The following is a 24,028-nucleotide window of genomic DNA, read 5'->3' as shown; positions in this document are numbered from 1 at the left end:
GCTCGATGTCAAGTGTTCTCGTGATCCAGCAACACTGTCATCGGTAGGAATTCATCTCTATGAGAGCCAGTCCTTGTCTAATTGCTGCCGCTTGCGCTCGAAATGCTGAAAGAAATCTTCGAAGACGGATTCAAGCCGTGAAGCGATAGCGGATGCATGATCACGGGTTCGGTCTGGCTCGAGAATCATGGCCGCAAATGCGTCTGCAGCCTTCTCAGACCGGGTTTCACGGTAGTTCAGGGTTCCTGGGATATCATTCTCAATAATTTCACCGCGTATGCGTTCGGACAACGTCCGCGCCTGGCTAATTTGCACCTGGTTTTCGAAGAGAGACTCGGATCCAACGTCCCCTTCTGAATAGAAGGTCCTCCAATACTTTACTTGATTATCAGCGTTGTGTCCGAGTTCGTGAGCAAGGACGCACGGATATCGCCAACCTGGAAAATCCGTCTCCGTAGTTCGAAGCTCAATTGTTGGCGGCGATGGCCAATACCGGCCACGAACAGCCGGATTATCAAATGAAACGTGTCGTTCGATGGCCGCCAAATTGAACAGCGACTGAGCAATAGCAACCGCTGCCTCCGCCCGCTGCTGCTGGACGTTTAGAGAGAGCGTATCCACACCTGGATAATCATACGCATCCATATTCTCCCGCCAGAGCTCGAAATCTCGCGTTAGATCGTCCGATCGTAGCTCGTCTTGGCGACGTTCATCAAGAGGACGCTCAGCGTGCAGTTGCCGGGCTCTCTGAAGCTCCTCCGGAGTGGAATTCTCTGACGGAAGTCGGAGTGTAAATGGCGACTCAACAGCCCCGAGTCGCTCAAATCCGTCACGTAATTCCTCAACAAGGCCCTCGTCAAAATGGTCTGTCGTCGCAAGACGAAGGCTTTCTTCTGGCACAGATACTGAGAATTCTGCACGACCGACTACAAAAACCCGTGTGGTTCAGTATTGTGACGCGATTGCGTCAAGTCCGCGCGTCAAGAGGGCAGCACGTTCAGTTTTCTCTTTCCCTGCCGTCCGCTGTGTATCGACCGTGCTTGGTGCCACACCTAAGATAGTGGCCGTATCCTGTCGTGATACGTCAAAGATGTCTCGAAGGAGGTAGGCTCGCGCTTGTCCTTTCGGCATGGCGTCTGCGTCGGCGATTCGCTTCGCCACAAGGAGCCCGAGAGCTTGCTTCGAGAGGGTGTATTCGACCCCTTCATCCGTGGCGGTTGCAACGAGGTGTTCGATGTGTTCGTCGATATCCTCAGCGCCAGGAGCATCGAGGACCGCCTCCTCAGTGAAGCTACCACCGTGAACTGTCCCTAACATGATCGACCGACGGAGTGGACTGTAGTAGGCACTCTTTCCGGCGTATTCGCCGATATAGATGAGACGTGGCGCAGGCTCTGAATCGTCATCCAGCTCACGCTCATCGGTCGGGCGGATGATCGGTGGATTCCCGTGATTTTCGGTCACGGGGACCGGTGGGACCAGGTCAGACGTGTCTGGTTTCGTGCTCACGGTTCTTCTGATTACTACTATACAGTAGCAATATTTAATTCTTGCTGCGGAAGACGACAACCGATAGTTGCAGGCGGATGCCTATCGAGCAGCGTTCTCCGCCGGCAAAAGATCTCTAAGGCTCTGTTGAAATCCTATCGGTTCAAAACTTCTCCAGCTAAGACAGCCGTTAGGCAGGTATGCCTACTGAGTGATTGTTACAATCGATATGTCTTTATACATAACTGTACGCAGGGATAATCAACGTAATAACTAGTCTCGATTATGACAGAAAATTCGCCGCTAAACTACGATAAGTATGAGCTTAACCAAGAGGCGTCGATTTGTTCCTTCAAAGAAGAATTAAAATCGCCGTCGCTGTCCTTACTTGCCCCAAGAAAGGATTTTGATGGAGAATCGATTGAAGTAGCAGAGGAGGGTGAGTTCCGCTGGATCGATAGATCAGTTATTGACCAACTGATGTATATGGACACGCAGCAAACCGCTAAATTTGTCGAAACAATTGATGACACTGCACTTCTCCGCTCAATGCTCGTTGAACTAAAGAAGGCGCACCAACAAACTGAGTTAGAGCGGTTTGAGGAACGACTTCAGCACGCAGAATCAGAGGAAGAGAAGGAAGATATCCGTGAAAACCACTTACCACTTGGTGATGAATCCCTGCTACCGGCTAACACAGAGGCTGCTCCTACGGAATTAACCAAGCACGAAGCCTCGATTATAGACTACGACTACGAGGCAATCAATGAGGACAGTACGGCTGATGAAATTGTCGCTGAGTTTGTCGATTATGAGTTTAGGTCTATTCCAGAGATCATATGGGAGGCTGAACAACAGGAGGGATTTTCCCGGGGGATCCCAGAGAAACTACTCTATAAACTGGCTGAAAAACACCTCGCCCTGGATTCTGGGACAGTCGATAAGACTGTAAATGAGCTCGAATCAAAGAATCTAGTTAATAGGACATTCCCGTATCATATCCGCGGGAGCGCGCCTTCAGTGGTGAGGAAGTGGCGATAAATCCACACGCCATACTTATCGACCGATGACAGAATGTATTAGATATTGACGATTTCAACGAAGCCAACCTCTCTGAAAAACGGTTACTGCCAAAGTTTACATCAAAACAAGAATGACTTGACCAGTATGAGTGGAAACCGAGAGGGAGAGCCCGATAACACAAGGCAAAGGCAGTGTGCTGAACCCGGCTGCAAAACTCGGATTGGAAGAGAGCACACCTACTGTAAATCACATCGATTCTAACAATCCGACCACCGGAAACTGATGCCTTTGAACGCTGGAAGTCCCTCTTGATACTGAGTTTTATACTGTGTCACGTACCACTTTCCCTGTATGAGTGGGAGAGATGACGGGCCGGAAGTAACGAAAGCGAAAGAATGCGCAGAGCCTGGCTGCAAAACACCTATCGGAAGAGAACGCACCTACTGCGCAGCACATCGACGCTGAAAAACAATCCACAGATATGAGCGACGATGAATTTCTGCGGGAATTTACTGATCAGAAACAATGTGCGGAACCTGACTGCAAGTCTCCCGTCGGCAGAGAACATAGTTACTGCGCAGCACATCGCCACTAAACCCGTTACACAGCCTATCACCGACCCCTGAACGCGGAGAGATAGTTCTAATACTGAATTTTATACACAGTCAGCAACCAGTAACAGCTGATGAGCGGGAATCAAGACGACAAGCAACAATTGACTGGTCAGAAAGAGTGCGCGAAACCTAGCTGCAGAACACCGGTTGGAAGAGAACACACCTACTGCCTTGAACACAGATCCTGAACCTCAAGAAACGCATGAGTGATGACGATAATGGAGAAAAAGCTGAACTTGAGAAAACGTGTTTAGAAGCTGGCTGCGAGACCTCTATAGGAAGAGAGCACGATTACTGCTTCTCACATAGAAATTGAACCTCACAAACCTGATTTCTCCATCGATTTTATCCACCAGTCTAATCGGTGTGTTTGTCTTAGATCATCTGCTGATCCTTGGAATGAATCCGGCTATTGCAACCGAATCACCGAGCAACGAGAATTCTATGGATATCGTGGATAAAATGGCAGGGAGATCTATCGCGATTTTCGCAGTCATCCTCGTTGTCATCCAATTCGCATTAGGTGGAGGAAACGATCTATTATACTACGAAAGTCTGGCACTAACCACTTTGATCATGGCCGCCGGCTTTCTGACCATAACATTTGCCTCAGAACTATTTGCTGACCTCAAAATCCTGTGGTTCAGAATCCAACTAACGTCGCTCCGTTATTCCGGACTCCTGCTATTCCTTGGGCTTGTCCTGCTGCTGAAATCCCGATCCATACCGAATACTTTATCGAATATGTTCGGAGCATTCGTCGCGATCTCCTGGCTGGCTTGGATCTACCACGAATACCGATACATCTTCAAGATACAACGGAGAACCTGGAATACTGGCGACATAACGAGAAAGGAATGGTTGAAAGACTTCATTAAAGACCGAATCCCGTTTTGACGGGCAAATCTAAGATGAGATCCGAATGGAGGTTTTATCTCCCTGTTACCAACTCTGCCCGTAGAGATCATCGTCCGGCTTCTCTTTCCCGCATTTCCAGCACTCCTTACCATCCCCAGTTCGCCTCCATTCGTGCCGACAGTTATTCATCTGACGGGTTTCCAAGTCATCTGCTGATTTACGCGTATACTCGATAACGATCTCTGATTTCCCATCCACTTTCTTTGCGTAACAACCGCGTTCCCTACATGACAGCTTGCTGCTTTCATGGCCGCCACTCCAGCTGTGGACATGTGGAAGCCCGTCAGTTGGCACCGGTTTTTCGAGTTCGTCATCGACCCGGACGAAAACAGTCTCCACACGATGCATCGGATCGTTGTTCTCCCGGTAAATCGGTGACTGGCTCTCGCTATGCCGCCGATATTCTGTACCGCATAGAAGACACTCGATCTCGTCTCTACCGTGTTCGAACTCATGGCTACAGTCTGGATTCGGATCTTCCAATTGCCAATCCTCGGGAAAATCGAACCATTCCCGTGGATCGAACACCTCCCATACCTCGCTCGGCTCAGTAGTGTAAGGTGAAAACGCAGTCCCATCCTGCTCTTGGAACGCCCTCTCGAATCGGTCTAACAGAAACCGGTCACCGGTGAAGTCATCCTCAAACGCCCACATCACCGAGAACCCAGCGGCCAAGTAGTCTCGAGATACCTGCGGAATGTTCTTTGCCTTGTTACCGTACTGCACCTCGACGATCACTCCGTCTCCGAAGAACTGGTTTTTTCTTCGAATTCTACCAGTGCGTCTGCGCGGCGCACAGAAGCATCGCTCAAGGTTTCGTCTACGTCGACCGCAACCTCGGAGTTACACATCGCCAAATCCTCATCCTCGAAACGGGCCCTGAGCCCGGATACTGCCAATGACTTCAATACTTGATGGCGCTCAGACTCACCGACATCACCACCCAGTCCTGAACAACCCTTGTTGCCGCCGACTGATTCAACGTGGAAGAAGTGCCGTGCTTTCTCACCGGAACCGCCACGCGGCCTCATCCGGCCACCACATTCAGGACAATACACGTCGATACCGTCATCGACCTCTTCAGGAGTAACCAAACTCTCCGCAGCTCCAGTCTCCGGTTCCCGATGCGCTAAAAACGGCATCCAACCTCGCTGTACTCAGTCGTGTGACCTAAACATTCTGCCGCCGATCAACTCTAACAGATCTAATTAAAATACGCCGATCTTCACTGTTTGCCATTTCAACGACTCAAGAGTATCACTAGAATGCTCTGAGAACCTTTCCGCAAGTTGATCATTGGTGAGTGACGTAGAATCATCTCCACTCTCATGTGAAATGTAGTCAAACTGTTTCTCCACTTTATCGAGCTTCGACCGTTGTGACTCGTCAAGCAAATAGGATGCCTCAAGGCGTGACTGCTTCAAAACCTGTTCAAGCCGCTGTAAATCTTGATCTGGCATTTCTCCGTGACCGTCATCTGCATCCCTCAACTGAGATTCGCGAATGTCCCCAATCTCCTTCAAAACCGAGCGCAGACGGTCCAAATCCCGTTTCCGACGTCGAAGAAACGCCCATCCCTGTGCGATTGTACCACCCAAAACACCACCGAGAAAACCGAGGACTGGTGCCGAAGTCAGATCAACCATTTCTATCATCCTATCTGAATATGTAATGGAGATAAAAATTTGGCCGAACCAAGGGGGCAAGAGTACAGATACTCACAATCACACGCTACCCTTTATTTTCAGCTGATCTCTGGTTCTGAAACCAGTAAACCGGCAATCCACCGCCGTCCACAGGATAAGCAGGCACGGTTCCCAGTAGATGTGAAGACAGGAGAATATGCTGAACTAAGCGATAGCCAGAGAGCCGTTGCTGACGTGGTTGCAGAGGCGAATACACAGGTCCACCCAACGATCGTGCGTGTTGGGATCAATGGTTACCGGATGAGTACGAGCTGTCAACGCTTATTTTGGATTGAGACGATAGGATTTCTTAAGAATGCCATTCTACGAACGACCAGAAGTCACCATCACGGATATGCGGGAACATGGGCAAATTGGCCCGTCAATGGCCCACCTCCTAGAAGATGAAGGTCTCACTAATGTCAGTGATTTCGCGTACGCCGACGTTCAGGCCATTTCTGATGCCCTAGGTGGGATGGGATCGGGAGCACCCGAGCTTGTGTTTTTTGCGCGGAATCAGTTGCGATTGAGCTGCCCAGAATGCGGCGCGCTCAACCTACTGTATTCACCGGACCGGGATCACCTCGGGCAAGGCCTCCCGTCTCCGATTGAATGTTTCTATTGTGATTGGGAGGGATCACGGGCCGAAGTACGGGCCCAACAAATTACGAACTACGTGACTGAAATTCAAGGCGTTGGTCCAGCGAGTGCGGACCAATTAGCAGATGCATTCGGGACTGTCTGGCGCGTTGTTGCGGCTAATCCGAAAGAAATTGTCGAACAGACTAGTCTGTCAGTCGAGAAAGCCACAGTAGTACACGGCCATCTCTGTAAGAGCATCCACCCAGAGCTCGACCATAGAGATGACACGCCCGTCCAGAAATCTACGGTTGAGTCTCATCCACTAGATCGGGAGGATGTCAAGATACTCATCGGCGAAATCCAACAGCAGACGCGGTTAGATCAAGAAGACGCTGAATGGTACGTCAAAGCAACGTGCGCTTTTAGAGAGGCGTATCCCGACGACCGTCTGGAACGAATTCACGAGGCTGCGAAGGAACTGACCAAGGTCCGTGAGAGAATTACTAATCTGAAGGATGAGCGAAGAGAAATGCATGAATGGACCACCATAGAAATGGAGGGCGGTGAGAAGATTCAAATTCGTGAATTCATTGGTGATGTGGAACGAAAAGACGAGATCAACGACAAACATGATGAGCTAATTTCCCGGCGAGACTCTCTTCAGCAGACAATTAGTGACGAGTTAGATCGATTCCTAGACTGTAACCAACTTGATTTCGACACCCAAAAAGAAGCGATCATTGCGGTTCGAGCAGTCTTCGATCAAGAACTGAGTGTTCCTGTTCGAGGAGTGAAGATCGCCAGGAAACTCGGCTGTAGCAAAGGATACCCAAGTGAGTTCGTTCTTGAACACTTTGAGTCTGGGTCGGCAGTCATCCCGAAGGAATACGTTCGAAAGCGGACTACTCTCTCTGATCAAGAAAGACGAGCTATTCTAGAACGAGACGGTAGCAAATGTATCCGGTGTGAAGGTAGCGGAGAGCTCGAAGTTCACCACATCATTCCAGTTGCAGACGATGGTTCGAATGAACCGGACAATCTTGCTACCCTCTGCCACGACTGCCACCTCGATGCTCACGGGGGGATAACGCTATCTCATGAGGTTATCTACGACTCGCGAGAAGAATTCTGGAACTGGAGTAAATAAAGGGACTGCTAGCACGCAAAACGCCGGTTGGCTCGTTCCGTGCGTTAAGAACCATTCAGAAATCGTCGAGTGTCGTTGACTGAACCGCGTGCCCAGCATTACTCTCCTCTTCATCATCGTCACTGGTGGCGTCTGCTTCACCCCCGGTCTCGTGATACCGGGTTAGACTGTCACCGCCAGAGCGTTTCCATGCGGACTCGGCAAACGGGACCTCAATCCGCTCGTCCTCATCTGGATTCCATTCCGTCACGCTCTCTAGCAGGTTTCCGCTGATTGTGTCCGCGATTGCGGGCGCTGCTTGCACCGTGTCGAGGAACAAGCCTTCCTCAGCGTCCGCAAGCAACTTCGACAGTCGCTCGATCACGAAGTGTTCACCACCAGGATCCCACGAGGCGCTCGCTCCGCCTGTGCGGTCCAACTGATCCTTCAGGTTGTTGTACCGCGCCCGGCCGAAGTACTCCACATTGTCAATGAGATACATGTCCGGACCAGGAACTCCTTCCGCGACTTGTGCGGCGAACAGTTCCAGCCACTCTGGTTCCGCGGGCATCTCATACGGCTCGTACAGTAACTGGACGCTTTCAAGCGCAGTGCTGATATTGGACGCAGTGTTGGCGAGACTCGATAGGCCATTAGTGCCAAGAGCGTCCTCAATGTCGGTGATGGAGATGCCTGCACACCAGAACCAACAGGTAAGGACTGCGGTCGTCCCTTCGGATCCAGTCAGGTTATGCAGGTCCATTTTCTCGTTGAGTCCATCCTCGTCGTCAATCACCATGATCTCGTCACAGTGGTAGTACTCCTCCGCCAGTCGCTGCACCAGCGTTTCTGGGGTGAGGTCCTGTCCTTGTTCGTTCAACCACTCGGTGAGTTGCAGAACGCCTTCAACGCTGTTGTCGAACCAGTTGCTGTGTTCGTACTCAACGAGCGCACTGCCGAGGTCAGTAGCTGTGTACCATGTGTCATCGCTTTGCGGCTGCCCGACCGGCTTGTGCAATAACCCATGGTCCGTGAGCCACGCGAGCGTCGTTTCGATCTCGTCCCTAACGTCCGCACCGGGCTGCTCACCGACGTCATTACGGATGTGTGCTGGAACTTGATCGACGCTTTCCGACCAGAACAGCGTTGACTGGATGAACTCGACGACCTCCGTGTCGGTTTCCCAGCCGTAGTTGACGAGCTCTAGGACCAGCCAGCGAAGCGCAACCTGCCCGGACAGGTGCGATGTGACATCTTCGATGTCTTTCTCTTCGACCCGTGTGTCGAACTGGAACTTCTCGAAGGCTTCCTCGTCATTGTACATCAGGAATGCGTACGCTTGGTCGTACTCGTCAGCGTCGCGGCCAGCCCGCCCGATCCACTGGACGTATTCGTAAACACCGATGAACCCGCCCTCCCAGTTCCGTTTCAGGTCGGCTACGATGACTGACTGGACAGGTGAATCAAATCCATAACTCAGGGTAGTCGTGCAGAACACACACTTGATAATTCCCCTCTCGGTATATTCCTCGATGAGGTCTTTCACGCCGCGTTCCAACCGCGAGTGATGGTACGCGACGCCGTTGTTCAGGAGTTCAATAAGGGTTTCGTGGGTGTCCGTGAGTTCAGTCTTGATGACCTCTTTGACTTTGGCGCGGAAGTCGATGTTGTTGTCCGTATCAAAAGTGAGTTCATCAGCAACTCCGCGTGCACGGGCCTCTGCATTACGGGTCGTGTCGTTGAACACTAAGAACGGACCCTTCTCGCGATGGTCCTGGATGAGTCGCGAGATTTGCCGTGCGTACTTCTCGTCTGTTTTTTCGACGGGCTGTTCCTCAATGGGGACAGCACGGTCTTCGCTGCTAATGGTGAGGTCAGCATCTAACCAGCGGGCGATCGTATGCGGGTTCCCGACAGTGGCTGAGATACCGAGGATTTCCATGTCGCCGTTGATGGCGGCGCTAATCCCTTTCTCAATATTGGGCCCTCGTTGGGAACTGTATATTTCATGAAAGTCATCGAGGATGACTGTATCGAACCGATCAGCGTACCCGCGAACCACCGATTCGAAGAACGACTCGAACGTCGCGATGACCACATCCGCTTTGGTGTAGCCGTGGCCTTTGTTCACGGTGACGCTTTCTGGTGTCCATGCAGAAACGGTAGCGTGTTTTTCGCCGACGAGTGCGACCGACGGGACGAGGTATGCGACATTATCCCCATTTTGTAGGGCTTTCTTCGTGACGGCCTCCGCAACGAACGTCTTCCCGTTCCCTGTCTCTGCAACCAGTAAGTGATTGCCGTCATCAAGGACTCTGTCTGCGAAGGCTTCGTACTGTGTGACAGTGAGATCAGTAAACTCGGGGGGTTTCTGGTCAAGGAGTTCTTGGATGAGACCTTGATCGGTTTGTGGAATGCTGTCCGGAACTGGCGGCATTATTACTCAATGAAAGTAAGTGTCGCTTTCATAAATAGTTGCATTTCTACCCCGGTCGTGTTAGCTTTGGCATCGATGCCACCAGACTGCGAGAGCTTGGAGCTACGATTCTGCGGTCGTCGGCTCCATATTGCTGAACGTATTTGACTAGCCGATATGAATAAACATTCTGAGAACGAGTTGATTCAAATGGCTACCTATGATTTGAATACGGGGAAGAGGATTGACGAGCCGGAATCAAAACCTCGCTTCCTTGTAGACAACGAGTTTGAATTTGATCGTTCGGACCCGCCAAAATTACTACATGATGTTATCCCAGAATTTGAGGGAAAGAAGGTCGATCCTCGGAATCCGCATAAGCCAAACTCTATCGAATTTGAAGGAGAACGGGTCAAGCTCAAAAGCCCAACCCGGTCAGACTATATTGAATTTGAGAAAACCGGGAGGGACATGATATTAATGACATTTTATATACCTCGTGAATGGGATGATGAGGGGAAACGCTTCGGACATGGGCTATCAGAGGACAGGAAAACACTTGCAGAGATTGGCAGAGAACTGGGGACAATTGTCCAAAATCAAACGGAGCGCCCGAGTGGAATACCGAACAACGAACAACCGCACAATCTGAATAATCTCTTGAAAGACTTAGACTGATCTTTGATGGCGGGTGCCGAAAAGCCTCGTTGACACGACGGCTGAGCGGAATCCACAGGTGACGGTACATCGCAGATTCGATTCCACACAAGGCTTACACCCAATCATTACCCTACAGTCGGTTGGAAGGGACTTGTCACACGCTCCCTTCCCTCCCCTGATGACCGACGATCCAACTCTGGGAAGCTGTGCGAAGTGCAATGAGAGTCTCTCTACCGGATATCTCTTAGTGAACCGCCTCGGGGTCAAGCCCCGAGGCTTCCCGTGGGTTAGTCGGACACTCCCATCCGACCATCGGCCTGATAGCCTCGAACGGTCGGGTGGGTCACGGTCGGGACGTCCACAGCCCCCGATGCCTGCCGTCGCACCTTCCGAGCAACGGGAAGGCTGTTGAGAGCAGGCACATTCCAATCGAGTTTCTTCACGCCTTTCACGGCGATGTTGACGCTTGCACCACGGTCGCTGTGGTCTTGATGCTCACAGTCCTTGCACTTGAACCGCTTCTTGTTGCGGTTCACACGCTCCGTATGCCCACACATCGGACACCGTTGGCTTGTGTACTCGGGATTAATCCAACCAGTTGGGATGCCCTCGAACGACGCCTTGTACGACGTATAGAACTGAAGGGCACGGAACGGCAGGTGGTGCAAGCGTCGGTTCATCCGCGTACCGTAGTCGATACTGTCGCGCATCTCTTTGAGGTCTTCAAAGACGATACACGGCGTCTCGAAGTGCTGACTCCACTCCACGATGTGCCGAGACACCTTGTGGAGTCGGTCGCGGACAAACCGTTCCTCACGCCCTTCCAACGTTTCGTAGATGCTGTCCTTTCCCGCGTTCTGGACGCGCTTCCGCATCGTGAAGTAGCGGTGGCGCTCGAACTTGATTTCGGGAAAGTCAATAATCAGTGTGTCCTCAACCCCGTCTTCGGACAGAGCGGTGAGGGCTACGTTGTCCTCGTTCACGTCCACGCCAACGAGCGTCCGTGAGTCGTGTTTGTCTCGAACAGCCTGCTCGGTGTTGGTGACATTGACGTGCAACTCAGCGTTGTCGTTGTGGAAGAGGGCTTCCGCTGTCCCAATCTTCCACTCGTCACTGGTGAGCGCAGTCTTGAGAATGTCGAGGTGGGCATTACTCCCTTCGAGGACGCCCTTGACGTGTTTGTACGGCTTCGCGCTGATACGGAACGCCACGTCCCCGTCGTCGGTGAGCGACAGGTTGTACCCTTCCTTGTAGTTCGCACGAAGCGGGTACGCACCGTCTTTGGTGTGACTCGGCTGGCCGAAGTCGTCGTACTCGTAGTAGTTCTCCATCGCACCGAGTGCCTTGGCAACGACGCGCTGAGTCGTGTTCTTCACGAGGTTGGCATCGTCGGCCACGCGGTCGGGAATGACGTCCCAGTCCACGCCGTCTTTGGCAAGTCGGATGGTTTCGTTGTACACCCGACGGGCTTCGAGCGTGGCATCGTACAGCAGACCCTCGTTGTCACTCTGGATGTTGAGTTGGAAGTCCAGCGTCTTGACGAGAGCCTGTGAATCGGTCATTCGTCGTCTTGTTCGGTAGGTTCTGAGGTTCGGACGACTTTCACGTCGGCTCCACGCCAGCGTTTAGGGACGGTGACGTGGGCGCTGTTCCCGAACGGTTTGACCTCGCCGTCGAGAACTTCCTCGCCGTCGATTTTAAAGCGATTCACCATACCCGAGTATATCTAAAGGATATACTTAACTGTGCTGGTGGAATGGCTTCGATAAGGGTGAGAAGCGGTCGAATCACGCGGTGTACAACGTCAACTACCTCTTCGTGTGGTGTCCGAAGTATCGACACGCGATTCTCAAACCCATCAAGGATCCGGTGGAAACGAGTTTCCACGACGTGTGTGACCAGTACAATTACGAGTTACTGTCGCTCCACATCTCGCCCGACCACGTACACCTGTTCCTGACAGCCCACCCGAAACACGCGCCGAGCGAGATTGCACAGACTGTCAAGAGCACCACGGCGCGGGAGATGTGGGCACAGCATAGTCGTTCTTGGAGGAGTATCTGTGGGGTGGTGGATTCTGGGAACAGTCGTACATCGAAACGGCAGGAACAGTCTCAACGGAAACGATTGAGCGGTACATCGAGCGGACAGAACACGTCTAAGTGTCGGCTTCACCTCGGGGTCAAGCCCCGAGGCACTCGCCTTGTTTTCTCTGTAGGATACGAGAAAGACGACGGAACGACGGGGATCTGGGCAGAGTGTCCGGACTGCGACAAAGTCGTGAGCCCTCAGTAACGACCTACAGCGGTGGAGCGACAACATCAAGAGTTACCCCACATATTCAGTCATCTATGCAGTTTGTGGGTTAACCAATACTAACGCGAATCAGGCCGACATCGGCGACGATATCTATCTGCTGATCAGGCTACTGAGAGAAATCGATTAGACCAGTCAAATAACCCCTGAGGAAGGCTAATCACGTCGATTTATCCCGGTTTTCGAGAAATCGATCACACCACGATGGGAGGTCATCCATCGGTCCGTTCTCAGTAACGGTTCCATCGTCTGCAATCCGCGTGAATACTCCATCTCGCCCCCACCCGCAGACAATAGGTTTTGTCTCCTGATCGGGTCGAGTCGCGATACGCTGGTCGAAGCGAGTTGATTCCTCACTCCGATTCTGGAGGATCGTAAGAAGCTGGCTGAGAAGTGAGTGCCCCGGTGCAAGATACTGAACTGAGGGGAATTCATCGGCACATTCAGCGGAGAATGTCACTGCAATATCGTTGTCAGCAGGCGCAATAGCCTGTGCGACCGTCTGGTCTCCATCGCTGACTGGTACCTCAATCGAAGCGTCACCGACAGAAAGGCGATATGTGGTGTCCGCAAATTCGAATGATCCATCATCGTACTTGAAGTCGATCCCTGAAACCGGTGTGAATACGATACCAGCCTCAGGTAGCGTACTGTTTTCGGTCAAAACCGACTGTAGACTCGGAGTCCTGAACGGGGGCTGATACTCGTACGTTTCCTCCCCGACCTCGACAAGATCCGGATGGCTGTAGGACTGCCAGGCGTCAAGTTTGGCCTCGTCGACGACGTCCTGTGCCACGAGCTCATCGACTTCTTCAAGCGACTCACCGACGTCGACACGGTCACCTTGGTCGCGTTTCTCAAGTTGCTCGGAGAACTCACGGTCAGCTGATTCGACAACTGTCTGGCTGTCCTCGTCGCCGGCGTTCAACGTCGCAGCCCGGATCTGTTGGCTAACACCCGAGAGAATGGGTTGCATCTCACCGACGACGTTCTCGAACAGACCGATCCGGTCGTCAAGACGATCATAGATATCGGTCTCAACAGTGTCCTCGTAGCTGTAGTTGAGAATGCGAATCTCATCGAATCGCTGGCCGATACGGTCAATCCGACCGATACGCTGTTCGACCCGCATCGGATTCCAGGGGAGATCGTAGTTGATGAGCGCCCCACACTCTTGGAGGTTCAACCCCTCACTCGCAGAGTCGGTACAGACGAGGATGTCGACCTGCCCATCATCGCGCGAGAATTCGCGTTTCACACGTTCTTTCCCGACGCTCTTCCAGGATCCAGACTCGGGATCGTACAGTTCGCCACCACGGCCGGAATAGGTAGCAATGGTCGATCCAAGGAGGCCGACGAGACTCTCCCGGATGAAGTCCATCGTGTCTGCGTACTGCGTGAAGACGATCACTCGATTGTGACCAGCGCGGTCCAGTTCATCGAGGTCTTCATACAACTGCTGAATCTTGGGGTCAGTGTCAACCCGATCCAGATCGCTGACAAAGGCCTCCAGTGCCTCGATTTCTTCCTCGATGAGCTGTTTCCCTTCCTCAGTCACACTCGGGATGAGTTCGGAGAGATCTAACTCATCGCTGCTCGCATCGAGTTCATCCAACACGTCACCATCATCGAGGTCAGCATTTTGTAGTGTCTCAAGGACGATCTGCTCAGCGTCGCCATAGTCACGGTCGCGAGCACGTTCACGACCGGCCAGCACGGTTCGTTGCGCTCGGAGCGTCTCAAGGCGGTGTTGTAGGCTCTGACTGATCGCATAGACGCTGGAGGTGAGCCGTTGCCGATACGTCGTCATCACGAATCCTATCGCGCGTGTTTGAGCTTCGTCAGTCTGCTGGGCTCGCTTATAGAACTCTCGCGTGTACTCGTCGATTTGGTCGTAGACTGCTCGTGTTTCCTCGGTGAGTTCGATTTTCCGCTGTTCGGGGTTTCGATCCGGGACGGTCGTATCGAGGAGGCCCACAGCCTCGTACTTGCGGAGGGTATCCCGCGTATTCCGGTGGATGAGCGCATCCACCGGCGTGGATTCCGAAATAACCTCTCGAATGACTCGCCAGCCACCCGGCGACAGTTCATCTAATGCGTCCTGGCGGTCGCTCCGAGAAGCCATCAGCCACTCATCCGCGTCCTCGGGATAGAGGAGTCGCTTGAGCTTCGTATCCTCGCTCGCCTCAAAGCGGTCAATATCATAGTCGGCCATCGCGTCATCGACACGGTCAAGATAGCCGTCGTAGGCGTCTCCATAGGCTCGTGCGAGCCGACACGCTGTCAGGACGCGTTCTTTAGCGATTGCACGGTCCTGACCGTCTGCATTGATATCAAGCACCTCAGCGAGGTGCTGGAACACCTTTGAGGAGAATGGTCGATCCGCCGGAAGACGGTCCTGATATTCTAATCCATCGAGCGTGGCTTGGGTGTTCCAAGAAGCATCCGCTTCGTCAGGCTGTGAACTGGACTCGTCGAGAGCCTCATCAAGCGCCTGCGACAGGCCGTCTCGGGTTTCGAAAAATTCGACGAAGATATCTCGGGTGTCCCAACCCTCGGGGAGATCTAGTAGCTGCATCAAGTCGTAGAGTTCACCCGAATGGAGTTGCATCGGGGTTGCAGTCAGGAGATAGTAGGCGTGTGTATAGTCTCGAAGTTGCTCAAGGAGGGCGTAGAAATTGCTTCCGCGTCGGGCGTTGTGAGCCTCGTCGACGAGGACGGCATCCCACACACCCATACGATCTTCCGCATCGTAATCACGTCCCCGACAACTTGCGGGGATGTCGTCCCGAGATCGATCGGATACACGATCAAATGGCGCAACCTGGTCCCATCGGTCGTCGAGGCGAGCGGTGTGCCACGACATAATGACGATCGTCGGTCCATCAAGCGGCGACGATGCCTCAGTAGCAGCCGATTGTTGCTCGTAGAGGAACCGCCAGATGGGACTTGAGATCCACTCGGAATCGTCGGCGAGCTCAAGATCCGCTACTGACGGTGGGTAGTAGTCGCGACCACGGACGTCGCGGAATACGTGATCGCCCGCTGTGTCCCGATCGAAGCGGACGGCGTTGATGTTGAATTTCTCCCAGAGCTCTTCTTGCCACTGCCGCTGGAGGCTGGCCGGAACAAGCAGCAGTCCTGTGTCGAGTTCTCCGGTAAGACCGAGCCGAGAGAGCGTCAAGCCGGCCTCAATCGTCTTCCCGAGCCCCACCTCGTCACACAGGAGGAAGCTTTGCGGATACGTGTTGACTAGCGTGTCCGAGACCACCCGTTGATGCGGCCATGGAGTAATCGTACTCGCTTCCTCGGCGAGTGCGAGCCCACCGGGCGTGAGCGGTCCATCCTGGATGATATGCGCCTTGTCGCGCTCCGTTGGTGGTGCAGTACCATTCGCAATCTGAATCGCTTCTTGGAGGTCGCTCTCGGTGTCGGGAGCCTTCCAGTCAATAATGTCCTCTTCGATTGCCTCGGGGAGATCATACACTTCGACGAAGGGGTGTTCATCGCTCCACAGTCGCTCGAAGGTTTCCTCATCGCCGTCGACGTAGTCCGCCTGCTCTGGGATCCACGAACGGTGGACTTTGAAGCGCTCGTAGTTGCGAGCCCAGCCGCCAACGGTCTCGTTGACGCTACCCTCGAACGAGATCGTGTTACCGTCGCTGTCGTGGAAGAGACCGACTTTTGGATGGAAGATCTCCCAGTTGTGGGATGGAGAACGGGGGTACGCGACCTTGATGTGCAGACGACCTTCCCGGAGGAGTCGGGCGAGGATACGGAGGTTCGCATCTAAGCGTTCGTCATCAAGGTCCTCGAGATTCTCTTCTAGGCGATCGGTAAGTGCCTCTAAGACTGGGCGGTCTGTCTCGTAGAGTTCGGTACCGACGATAAGTCGCATTTCGCCGTCGTTCTCGACGAGGGCATGAACGCCGTTTGCAGCGGCAGCAAGTGCCGTACTAGAGAAGTAGCCTGCGATCCGATCGTATTGCTGGCTACGTTCTAGTGCGGGCTCGTAGAAGTCCTTGACGAGATGAGCTCGCCCCCGTTCGGGTTTGCTCTCGTAGATGGACTGCCACTCGTGATCACGTAGATTGGTCATAGCTGGAAGCGTTCCGGGTTAGGTGTGATCGTCGAGTTCGCTCTGTTCGTGTTTGTCTTCTCCGGCGTCAGTAAAGTCGGTGGGCGTGAATTCGAGACCGAGTGCATCGTGGGCTCGCCCCAGAGCGAGATCGCGAGCAGCCTCCCACTCCGAACTGTTCTGAGGAAGGACTTGGAGCAGAGCCTTCAGCGTTGCCTTGAACGCGGCGTCTGTATCGAAGTTGCGTTCTTTGAGCCAATCAATCGCGACGTCCTCGCCTTGTTTCTCGTAGACATGCATCGCAGCATGAACAGCATCGAGGGCGACCGTATAGGACAGCGCATCAGGATCAACAGGTGTCCGACTCGATCTCTCTTCGGGTGGGAGCGTGATATCTTGGACGCGGTCATCGTGGGTCTTCAGCTGAATGTCACCACGTTTCTTTCCCCAAATTTTCGTAGAGCGTTTGATGCCGTCGATATCAACTCCAAGACCAAGCCCTAATTGATGACCATCATCATAGTCGAAGGTATCTGATTCATGGACTAACCAAGAGAGAATATACCACTCTGTGATATCGTCTAAATTACCGAGACGTTCTCCCTCAAGATACTCATCAACGAGAACTCGGGTTACAGCCTCGCGAGCCTCTTCTAAAGCACGGCGGGGAGGAATTTCCTGATCTTGGTCATCAACAACCGGATAGGCATCAGCGTAGACTTTGAGTGTCGGACCGAATGCAGAGATAATCACGTCAGTTTTTGTGAGCGAAAGCCCTGAATTCAGGAGATCACGTGCAGCATCCTTAGCGACGGATCTTGTTTCCGCTCTAACATCACTCCAAAGAGTGGGACTCTCGTCATTCCTATGCTCCGCCGTGGTGTATGGCTTCCGACCAGTCAAGAGTAGAGTACTGTCGGCAGAACCGCCACCCTGAGTATCCGTCCTGTGGGGCATTTCGCTGGTGATAGGATGGGTGGAAGTTATTGTAAACCCAGATCGGATGAGAGAGTTCGTGAGTGTATCCCATGCACTAGATTCCTTATGGGTGAACATCACGGTCATAACGCCACCGGGTTCAAGAACTCTATAGAGCTCTTGAAATATATCCTTCATTTTGTTCTCATAGTCCTCAGCAGCCAGTTCCGACTTGGAACTGGATGACGAAGCTACATCTTCATATTCAGCTACATTAGCAACAGCTTCACTGTCTTTGTCAGTAAGATCATCTGAGAAAATCTCAGGGTATATGCCCGAGAGATATTCTTTCAGCCATACATAGCACATATCTGCCATCTCAGAGTAAATTATACTATCATAGTACGGCGGATCAATGATAACAGCTTGAACCGAGTCCGAGTCAATCTCTAGATCTGCTGCGTCACTTTGAGAGATATGGACATCATCAGCGGCTTCTTCGTTGTAATATGATACAATCTCTTGATAAGAATCTCGCACTCGGTTAAGATGGTCATGATAATCCTGAAATCCTAAGGCGGGATTATTCTCAACAAAGGTCCATTGAAGCGTGAAGTGTTTTCCACCAAGGGCGTTACCTAAGTTACCAAGCCTCGTGTCAAGAGGAGAGAAGCGAGAATTCCGGTCAACGATTTTACTTGCTACCAAAGACAGGGCGGTCAGCGTTGCCTCTCCTTTGTCTCCATCTTCATTTGACAGAACATCATCTTGCAATTCGTTGAAGGCGCGAAGATATTCATACTGAGTAACTAACTGTCGAGGAGAGAACGCATCACGCCATTTGGTAACACCGTACGGTCCAGCCCGATCTTCATCACCGATGTACCTCTGAACGTCAAGGAGTGTGCTAAGTTCAAAATCAGAATCGATCCGTTCCCTAGCTTTCCTCTGTGCCTCATAATCGTCAGAGTTCGGGGCCCGCCATCCTGTTTCTCCGCCCGCCTTAACATATTTCACCCCATACGGCTCATAGTCGAAGTCATCATCACGAAGACGGATCCGAATCTCTTCGGATTCCATAACGATTCCACAATTCAGACACTCAGCACCACTACGTGTGTGTGGCCCCTGTTGAGGATTAAATTCGGATTTTGTAACATCATCAGGCAGATGGACAACTTCATAGCTGATCTCCGAACCGTCCTCTGATACAATCGGACGAGCTGCTGCCCCTTCAGAAGAGGACTTTTTCCTAAGCCACCACTTCTTAGCGAGCGGGATATCGCAGCCACATTCAGGGCAATCAACCGTATATGTGCAAACGTAATGAGACGGAGTTTGGTGGTCTCTCGCTCCAGGGAAATACGATTCTACTCGTTCCCCGGCACGTTCGTTGATTTGATCGCCCCACTTATTCAGTTCATTTGATATTGAGCCAACCTCACGAGCATATTCCAAGATGACTTTTAGGATTACGGTAGGGACAGGATTGAGTTCATTTGCTATGGTTGGGAGGCCGTATCGGGCTGATTCTAGAGGGATCACTCCCCCACCAGCTGTTGGATCTAAAACCGTCGGGAGCTCTCCATCCCAGCGTTCCCTTAGAAGCGAATGAATCTCCTCCATTTCAGAAGAGGTCGGGGTTTGAGAATATGGACGAGGATAGCCATAGTGGTCGTCTAAGGTGCCCGTTCGCTCTCCTTCAGTTCTCTTTCGTTCGGCAACGTATTCCTGAATATCCACTTCGACTTCGTCACGAGGACCAATTTGCATCCAATCAAGGATCGTATTTGAATCAATTCCGGATGGAAGAACCGACGAAAGGGTTGCTAGTCTAGACACCGGAGTAGGTCGACGAGCAAACCACGGATGGAGATAACGATGAGGAGGCATCCGATTCGGGTTTGCCTCCTTCAGGTTCTCGATACCAACCGCCTTCAACGGAAGTGTTCCCTCAATTGCGACACTCTGCAGTTCTGAATCGCTATCTTGGCTTTCTGAGTTTTGGCTCATAGTTAGATCACTCGATGTGGTTAGTCAGGAGTACTCGGAGGGCCTTTTCGCCGTTCGGGCTTGAGGGGGACCGGCATTTTGCATACCAATAGTAGCACTCCTCATCGCTCATCCGTGCAACGCCTCGAGCCAGCGATCTCATCCGGTCGATTCGCTGCAGTGGCTTCACGCCACGGAAGGCAACAGCAAGCCGAATACCCGCCGACTCGGGGAGGAACACGAATCCCTCCCCGCCATGGAGAACTTCTGATGTCTCCGCCGGCGTCTCCTCGATTGCCTCCCGGACGACATCCTGGAGCGCACGAACACGGGTTGGATCAAGGCGAGCGACCTTTGCGCCGACCCACTCATCCCACGTCCAGCCATCGAGCTTGGAAAGGAGGTCGTCGCCGGCGACGTCCGAGATGAGGTTCTCTACCGGAGTAAGGCTCAGCGAGCGACCATCCCGTTCTAATCGATCACGCCGGGCCTCTGCCTGCTCACGGGGCAGAAGTTCGTGGAGCGTCCACTCCGCGCCACCGTCTGTCTCTCGCCGGACCAGCGTGAACGTTGGTCGGCCACCGAACATACTCGTCCCGTAGCGGACCAACCGATCTTCATCGGGATCCTCGGCGGACGGAGACCCGAACTCCGAGTCACGACTCGCCATCAGATCGTCACCTCCGAACTCGCTCGAATCGGGCCACGTCCTTCGACACGGACGTCGATGTTGCCCGCATCGAGGTCGCTATCGAGCGCAGCAAGGAGGTCCTCGCCATCGTCGGTGATCGGTTCAGGCTCGTCGAACTGGAACCGGAACTGAATCGTTTCCCGATCGTCACCGAACGAGCTTGGTTGATCGATCACGTCCCGGAACCGCCTCGGAGAGCCGGTGAATTCCGCGCTGTAGGTCCCGTCATCAGTCCGGGTTTCGTACTGCATTCGGACCGTCACCGCGTCTTCGCGAGCTTTGAATCCAGGTCGCTGACTGACGAACTTGGCTGCCTGGAAGGGGTCGTCCCCGCCGACTTGGATAGTTACCTCGTCGAGGAGTGGCGTCCGGTCAGTTCCGGCCTTCGATTCCGCGTCGCGACGAACTTCCGAGAACGCCCGCGAGGCGGACATCATCTTCTTGCTCGCCTCCCAAGACTCGTCGGGTTGGCACTCCTTGCATCGGCCTCGTTCGTCCAGCAGCTGCTCGCTTGCGACCTCCTTTCCACAGGAACTACAGGTCGTATCGGACTGATGTTCCTCACAATAGTAAGGTTCGCTACCCTCTGGGTTTTCAATCTCCGTACCACACTCAGCGCAGGTGGCAACCGTCTTTTCTGGCCGATCAATTTCGTCCAGATGGTCGTCAACCAGTGCGTCAACATCTCGGTAGACGATGAACGCGCCTCCAATCTGGACGTCACTGTCTCGAATTGAGGTCTCGACGCCGGGGGAATCAGCGAATGGTTCTGGGTGTGGCCACGTCTCAGGCTCTGTTGTGCCAGCCCAATATGCGGTCCCAGACTCGCCATCCCAGTATGCGTACCCGTGGTCACTAACGAGCGAGGAGACCGTCTCTCGTATCGGTTTGGTGCTGAAGAGGTAGTCCAAGCCAGGCTTCTTCGCGTACTGGTTGACCAGTGCTTCGGTAGACATCGCGTCCTGAGTCTGCTGCCAGAGCTTCTGTTGGACGTGAGCGGATCCGCGAGCGCCAGCGTCACGTTTCACGATCTTATCCTCAAGCGTCGTCTGGACAGCGTCGACCAGCGTCGTTCCTCCGTTGGACTCGGTTGCACCGATGGTGATGTGCGTCAGTCCGTTCCGTTCGGGATAGTAGAGATGGCGGTAGACGTTGCGAACGAGTTCCCCCAGCATCAGCTGTGCTTCGTCACTCCGCTCGCGGAGCTCTTCGATCTGCTCCGACGAGAGGTCGGCTTTCTGCTCGGGGCTATCGAGAAGAGCTTCAATCGCTTCGAGACGCCGCGCTTCGTCGATAGCTGCATCCTTTCTGTCGTCGTCAGGAGCGAGGAACAGGACGTAGTTCTTGTAAATACGGGTCTCCGTCTCCCCTTCGTGTTTTGCGGCCTGCTGCTCGTAGAGTTGCGTCACCCGACTCGGTGGCGTATTGCCGCCGTCCTCAACGGCAGCTGAGTCTGGGTGCATTACCGCAAGCTTCGGCGTATCCGGAGTATCTGGGAGGTCTGCCGGCGATTCGGGGAATTCGACCGGCTGGAAGCCACCATCCCCAATCTCCTTCGAAGTAAGACGGTTCTCGAAGCGCGAATGAGCGCTCGCTTCCGGGGTGGACTCGATCCGCTGGTCGATTATTCGGATCAGGTTCGGCTCTTGTTTGAACCGAATCCGCTCTTCCTCGTAGAGGAAGTAACACGCGACGTCCATATCGTCCCCTCGAAGCGCCGAGAGTGCAGCATCGTAGTCGTCGAAGCTCAACTCTGGATGGCCGATAGCGAGGTTCAAATCGGCGTGGGTGAGGCCGGCGGCCTGTTCACCGTACGCAAGACTGTGCCAGAGAACCGTCGTTGTCAGATGAGTGCCGAGCGGCGGCAGATCGTTTTCCGTCCATTTTCGATCCTCAAGTTGGGCGTGAGCGGTCCCATCATCATCGTAAATGTCGGCGGTGACTGCAGGACCGAGATCGACGAAGTCGAACAACCGCTCGCGAAGAATGGTCTGAATCCCGCCACCCGGATCGTCGTCAGCGACTGTGAGATCGTAGATACGGAGCCAATGGCGATTGTAGCTGTCGGGTTGGTGATTCCAAAGATAGTAGACAGCCCGTGCGAGCAAGCGGAGGGCGTCACGAGTGCGCTGGAATCGTGGAATCGTATCGATCTTGTCTGTGAGTGCGTCGATCAGTGACGGATGAAAAGGATACTCGCGAGCGAGGACGTCGACGTAGCCGGCGTCGGTCGCTTCCTGGGGATACTGGCGGTCCTCTTGATCATAGAACTGGAAATAAGAGTTAGCGGCCTCGTGAGCGGCGTCATCGGGGACTTCTGAAAAGAGACGGTGCTGAAGGACCTGTCCAATTTCATTTTCGTCGGTTGGTGTGACCGTCTTATGCTGGCGGCGGCCGATCTCGTTTACTTCCTCAATATGTTCACGGACGCCGTCTCGGACCCGGTCAGCCTGCTCGGCAAATGCTGTATCTGCGATAGAGTAGACAACCGTGACGTTATCCGACTCAGCAGCAGCCTCAAGGAGCGCCATGATGAACGAGAGCGTCTGGTCGGCCAGCGTCCTGTCGCCGACAGACGTGCCAGCAGCCTTGTTCATGTAGTCGGCAATCTCGTCGATGAGGATGAGTGCCGGCTGGTCGTATCGGCCGAAGAGTTCCGATAAGGTGCCTTCCCCCGGAGCATCCCGGTCCTGATCGTAGTCCTTGAGATACTCGTAGCCCTCGAGCCCGTAGAGCTGGTAGGCGAGTTCACCCCACATGGTTCGGGTGTTTGGGGCATTCGGGTCGGCGGCATCGTGTCGAGCATCCTTGCTGTCTGCTTTTGTCCCGATGAAGACCCCGGTCGCAATATCAAGCCCCTCTGCGATCGCATCTTGGTAGTCAGCGGCAATTTCGTCATCGCCGTCAAGGAGATAGTGCGAGAGGTTCTCGATCGCAGCAGGATGCTCGGCAAGATGATACGCAGCGATGAGGTCGTGTGTTTTCCCGCCGCCAAAGCGTGTGTCGAGGCAGAGAATACTCGACGTATAGGCTCCAGGATCGTACTCTGTTGTCGCCAAGAAACGCCCTGTGAGATTAGAGAGTAACGTCCGGAGCCCTTCTGTCGGGTAGGTCATGTCGTAGAAGGAATCAGGGTCTCGGTACACCGGCGCTGCATTGTCAGGTGTATGGACGACGGTTGAGAGTTTCGCAGCGAATTGCTCTTCTTGAAGTGAGCCGTCTAAGACGTCGTCCCGAGGCTGGCAGTTTTCGAAGAGAGAGGGATAGTCACTACTCATCGGATTCCTCCGCCGTTGAGGCCTCAGAAGCTGGTTTGGAGACGATTACGAATTCTGTCTCCGAACTGTTCTCGATGATGGCTTTGGCGATGCCTTTCGACTCAGCAATATCAACCTTGATTGAGTCCCCAACCTCGGCACTGAACTGTTCAAGTTCAGGGCCAGACAAGTTCACCCGACCCGATCGGCCGGTGTTCTGTCCGATTGTCTTCTTAGTCATTGGATATAGACATCACCTAATCG

18 protein-coding genes and 1 pseudogene are annotated in these 24,028 nt (G+C 53.3%); 6 read left to right on the top strand and 13 right to left on the bottom strand.

The genetic code is table 11. From position 1 onward, the window contains the following. Positions 1 to 57: 57 nt before the first annotated feature. Positions 58 to 900, bottom strand: a complete 843-nt coding sequence (locus NO878_RS13355) for a hypothetical protein (RefSeq protein WP_256406475.1) — start codon at positions 898 to 900, stop codon at positions 58 to 60. A 45-nt stretch (positions 901 to 945) separates the two neighbouring features. Further along, on the bottom strand, positions 946 to 1,464 hold the full coding sequence (locus NO878_RS17185) for a sigma factor-like helix-turn-helix DNA-binding protein (RefSeq protein WP_256406474.1): 519 nt from the start codon (positions 1,462 to 1,464) through the stop codon (positions 946 to 948). A gap of 309 nt (positions 1,465 to 1,773) precedes the next feature. Between NO878_RS17185 and NO878_RS13345 the strand changes: the two genes are divergently transcribed. Together NO878_RS13345 and NO878_RS13340 are read left to right on the top strand one after the other, a co-directional pair. Continuing rightward, positions 1,774 to 2,529, top strand: coding sequence for a hypothetical protein (locus NO878_RS13345; RefSeq protein ID WP_256406473.1), 756 nt, complete (start codon positions 1,774 to 1,776; stop codon positions 2,527 to 2,529). Between the two features lie 1,040 nt (positions 2,530 to 3,569). Further along, positions 3,570 to 4,022, top strand: coding sequence for a hypothetical protein (locus NO878_RS13340; protein ID WP_256406472.1), 453 nt, complete (start codon positions 3,570 to 3,572; stop codon positions 4,020 to 4,022). Between the two features lie 45 nt (positions 4,023 to 4,067). Here NO878_RS13340 and NO878_RS13335 read toward each other — a convergent pair whose 3' ends face one another. From NO878_RS13335 to NO878_RS13325, 3 genes are all read right to left on the bottom strand, one after another. Next, positions 4,068 to 4,781 (bottom strand): hypothetical protein, encoded by a 714-nt coding sequence (locus tag NO878_RS13335; RefSeq protein WP_256406471.1) that lies wholly within the window; start codon positions 4,779 to 4,781, stop codon positions 4,068 to 4,070. Beyond that, entirely contained in the window at positions 4,778 to 5,185 is a 408-nt protein-coding gene (locus NO878_RS13330) for a competence protein CoiA family protein (protein ID WP_256406470.1), read from the bottom strand. Before NO878_RS13330 ends, NO878_RS13335 begins: the two co-directional genes overlap by 4 nt. Before the next feature lie 66 nt (positions 5,186 to 5,251). Continuing rightward, positions 5,252 to 5,698 carry a hypothetical protein gene (locus tag NO878_RS13325; protein WP_256406469.1) on the bottom strand — a complete coding sequence of 149 codons (447 nt, stop codon included), beginning with the start codon at positions 5,696 to 5,698 and terminating at the stop codon, positions 5,252 to 5,254. 346 nt (positions 5,699 to 6,044) lie between these two features. Between NO878_RS13325 and NO878_RS13320 the strand changes: the two genes are divergently transcribed. Beyond that, on the top strand, positions 6,045 to 7,457 hold the full coding sequence (locus NO878_RS13320) for an HNH endonuclease (RefSeq protein WP_256406468.1): 1,413 nt from the start codon (positions 6,045 to 6,047) through the stop codon (positions 7,455 to 7,457). 55 nt (positions 7,458 to 7,512) lie between these two features. Here the strand turns inward: NO878_RS13320 and NO878_RS13315 are convergent, their stop codons facing one another. Continuing rightward, positions 7,513 to 9,873, bottom strand: coding sequence for a DEAD/DEAH box helicase (locus NO878_RS13315; RefSeq protein WP_256406467.1), 2,361 nt, complete (start codon positions 9,871 to 9,873; stop codon positions 7,513 to 7,515). 189 nt (positions 9,874 to 10,062) lie between these two features. Between NO878_RS13315 and NO878_RS13310 the strand changes: the two genes are divergently transcribed. Then, a complete protein-coding gene (locus tag NO878_RS13310) occupies positions 10,063 to 10,530 on the top strand; it encodes a hypothetical protein (protein ID WP_256406466.1) in 468 nt (155 codons plus the stop codon). A gap of 269 nt (positions 10,531 to 10,799) precedes the next feature. On the opposite strand, the gene NO878_RS13305 is transcribed toward NO878_RS13310, so the two are convergent. Then, the gene (locus tag NO878_RS13305; protein WP_256406465.1) at positions 10,800 to 12,074 is read right to left on the bottom strand and encodes an RNA-guided endonuclease InsQ/TnpB family protein; all 1,275 of its coding nucleotides are present in this window, start codon (positions 12,072 to 12,074) and stop codon (positions 10,800 to 10,802) included. Further along, positions 12,071 to 12,226, bottom strand: coding sequence for a DUF2080 family transposase-associated protein (locus tag NO878_RS13300; RefSeq protein WP_256406464.1), 156 nt, complete (start codon positions 12,224 to 12,226; stop codon positions 12,071 to 12,073). The genes NO878_RS13305 and NO878_RS13300 overlap by 4 nt, the downstream gene beginning before the upstream one ends. 29 nt (positions 12,227 to 12,255) lie before the next feature. Here NO878_RS13300 and tnpA point away from each other — a divergent pair. Further along, a pseudogene (gene tnpA / locus NO878_RS13295) lies at positions 12,256 to 12,674 on the top strand (IS200/IS605 family transposase). Beyond that, positions 12,580 to 12,807, top strand: a complete 228-nt coding sequence (locus NO878_RS17380) for a DUF7837 family putative zinc-binding protein (RefSeq protein WP_481128862.1) — start codon at positions 12,580 to 12,582, stop codon at positions 12,805 to 12,807. Before tnpA ends, NO878_RS17380 begins: the two are co-directional and overlap by 95 nt. A gap of 181 nt (positions 12,808 to 12,988) precedes the next feature. Here NO878_RS17380 and NO878_RS13290 read toward each other — a convergent pair whose 3' ends face one another. From NO878_RS13290 to NO878_RS13270, 5 genes are read right to left on the bottom strand one after another with little or no spacing between them, the layout of a single operon-like run. Then, complete coding sequence (locus tag NO878_RS13290) at positions 12,989 to 16,927, bottom strand: helicase-related protein (RefSeq protein WP_256406463.1); 3,939 nt, start codon at positions 16,925 to 16,927, stop codon at positions 12,989 to 12,991. Between the two features lie 18 nt (positions 16,928 to 16,945). Further along, complete coding sequence (locus tag NO878_RS13285; protein WP_256406462.1) at positions 16,946 to 19,837, bottom strand: DUF1156 domain-containing protein; 2,892 nt, start codon at positions 19,835 to 19,837, stop codon at positions 16,946 to 16,948. A 7-nt stretch (positions 19,838 to 19,844) separates the two neighbouring features. Continuing rightward, complete coding sequence (locus tag NO878_RS13280; protein WP_256406461.1) at positions 19,845 to 20,486, bottom strand: DUF7680 family protein; 642 nt, start codon at positions 20,484 to 20,486, stop codon at positions 19,845 to 19,847. Further along, entirely contained in the window at positions 20,486 to 23,785 is a 3,300-nt protein-coding gene (locus tag NO878_RS13275; RefSeq protein WP_256406460.1) for a DUF499 domain-containing protein, read from the bottom strand. The genes NO878_RS13280 and NO878_RS13275 overlap by 1 nt, the downstream gene beginning before the upstream one ends. Beyond that, positions 23,778 to 24,005, bottom strand: coding sequence for a hypothetical protein (locus NO878_RS13270; protein WP_256406459.1), 228 nt, complete (start codon positions 24,003 to 24,005; stop codon positions 23,778 to 23,780). The genes NO878_RS13275 and NO878_RS13270 overlap by 8 nt, the downstream gene beginning before the upstream one ends. Positions 24,006 to 24,028: the final 23 nt, after the last annotated feature.

This window comes from Haloplanus ruber, assembly GCF_024494725.1.
Lineage (GTDB): Archaea > Halobacteriota > Halobacteria > Halobacteriales > Haloferacaceae > Haloplanus > Haloplanus ruber.
The sequence above is the reverse complement of the archived record's forward strand: the minus strand, read 5'-3'. Positions and strand labels throughout refer to the sequence as shown.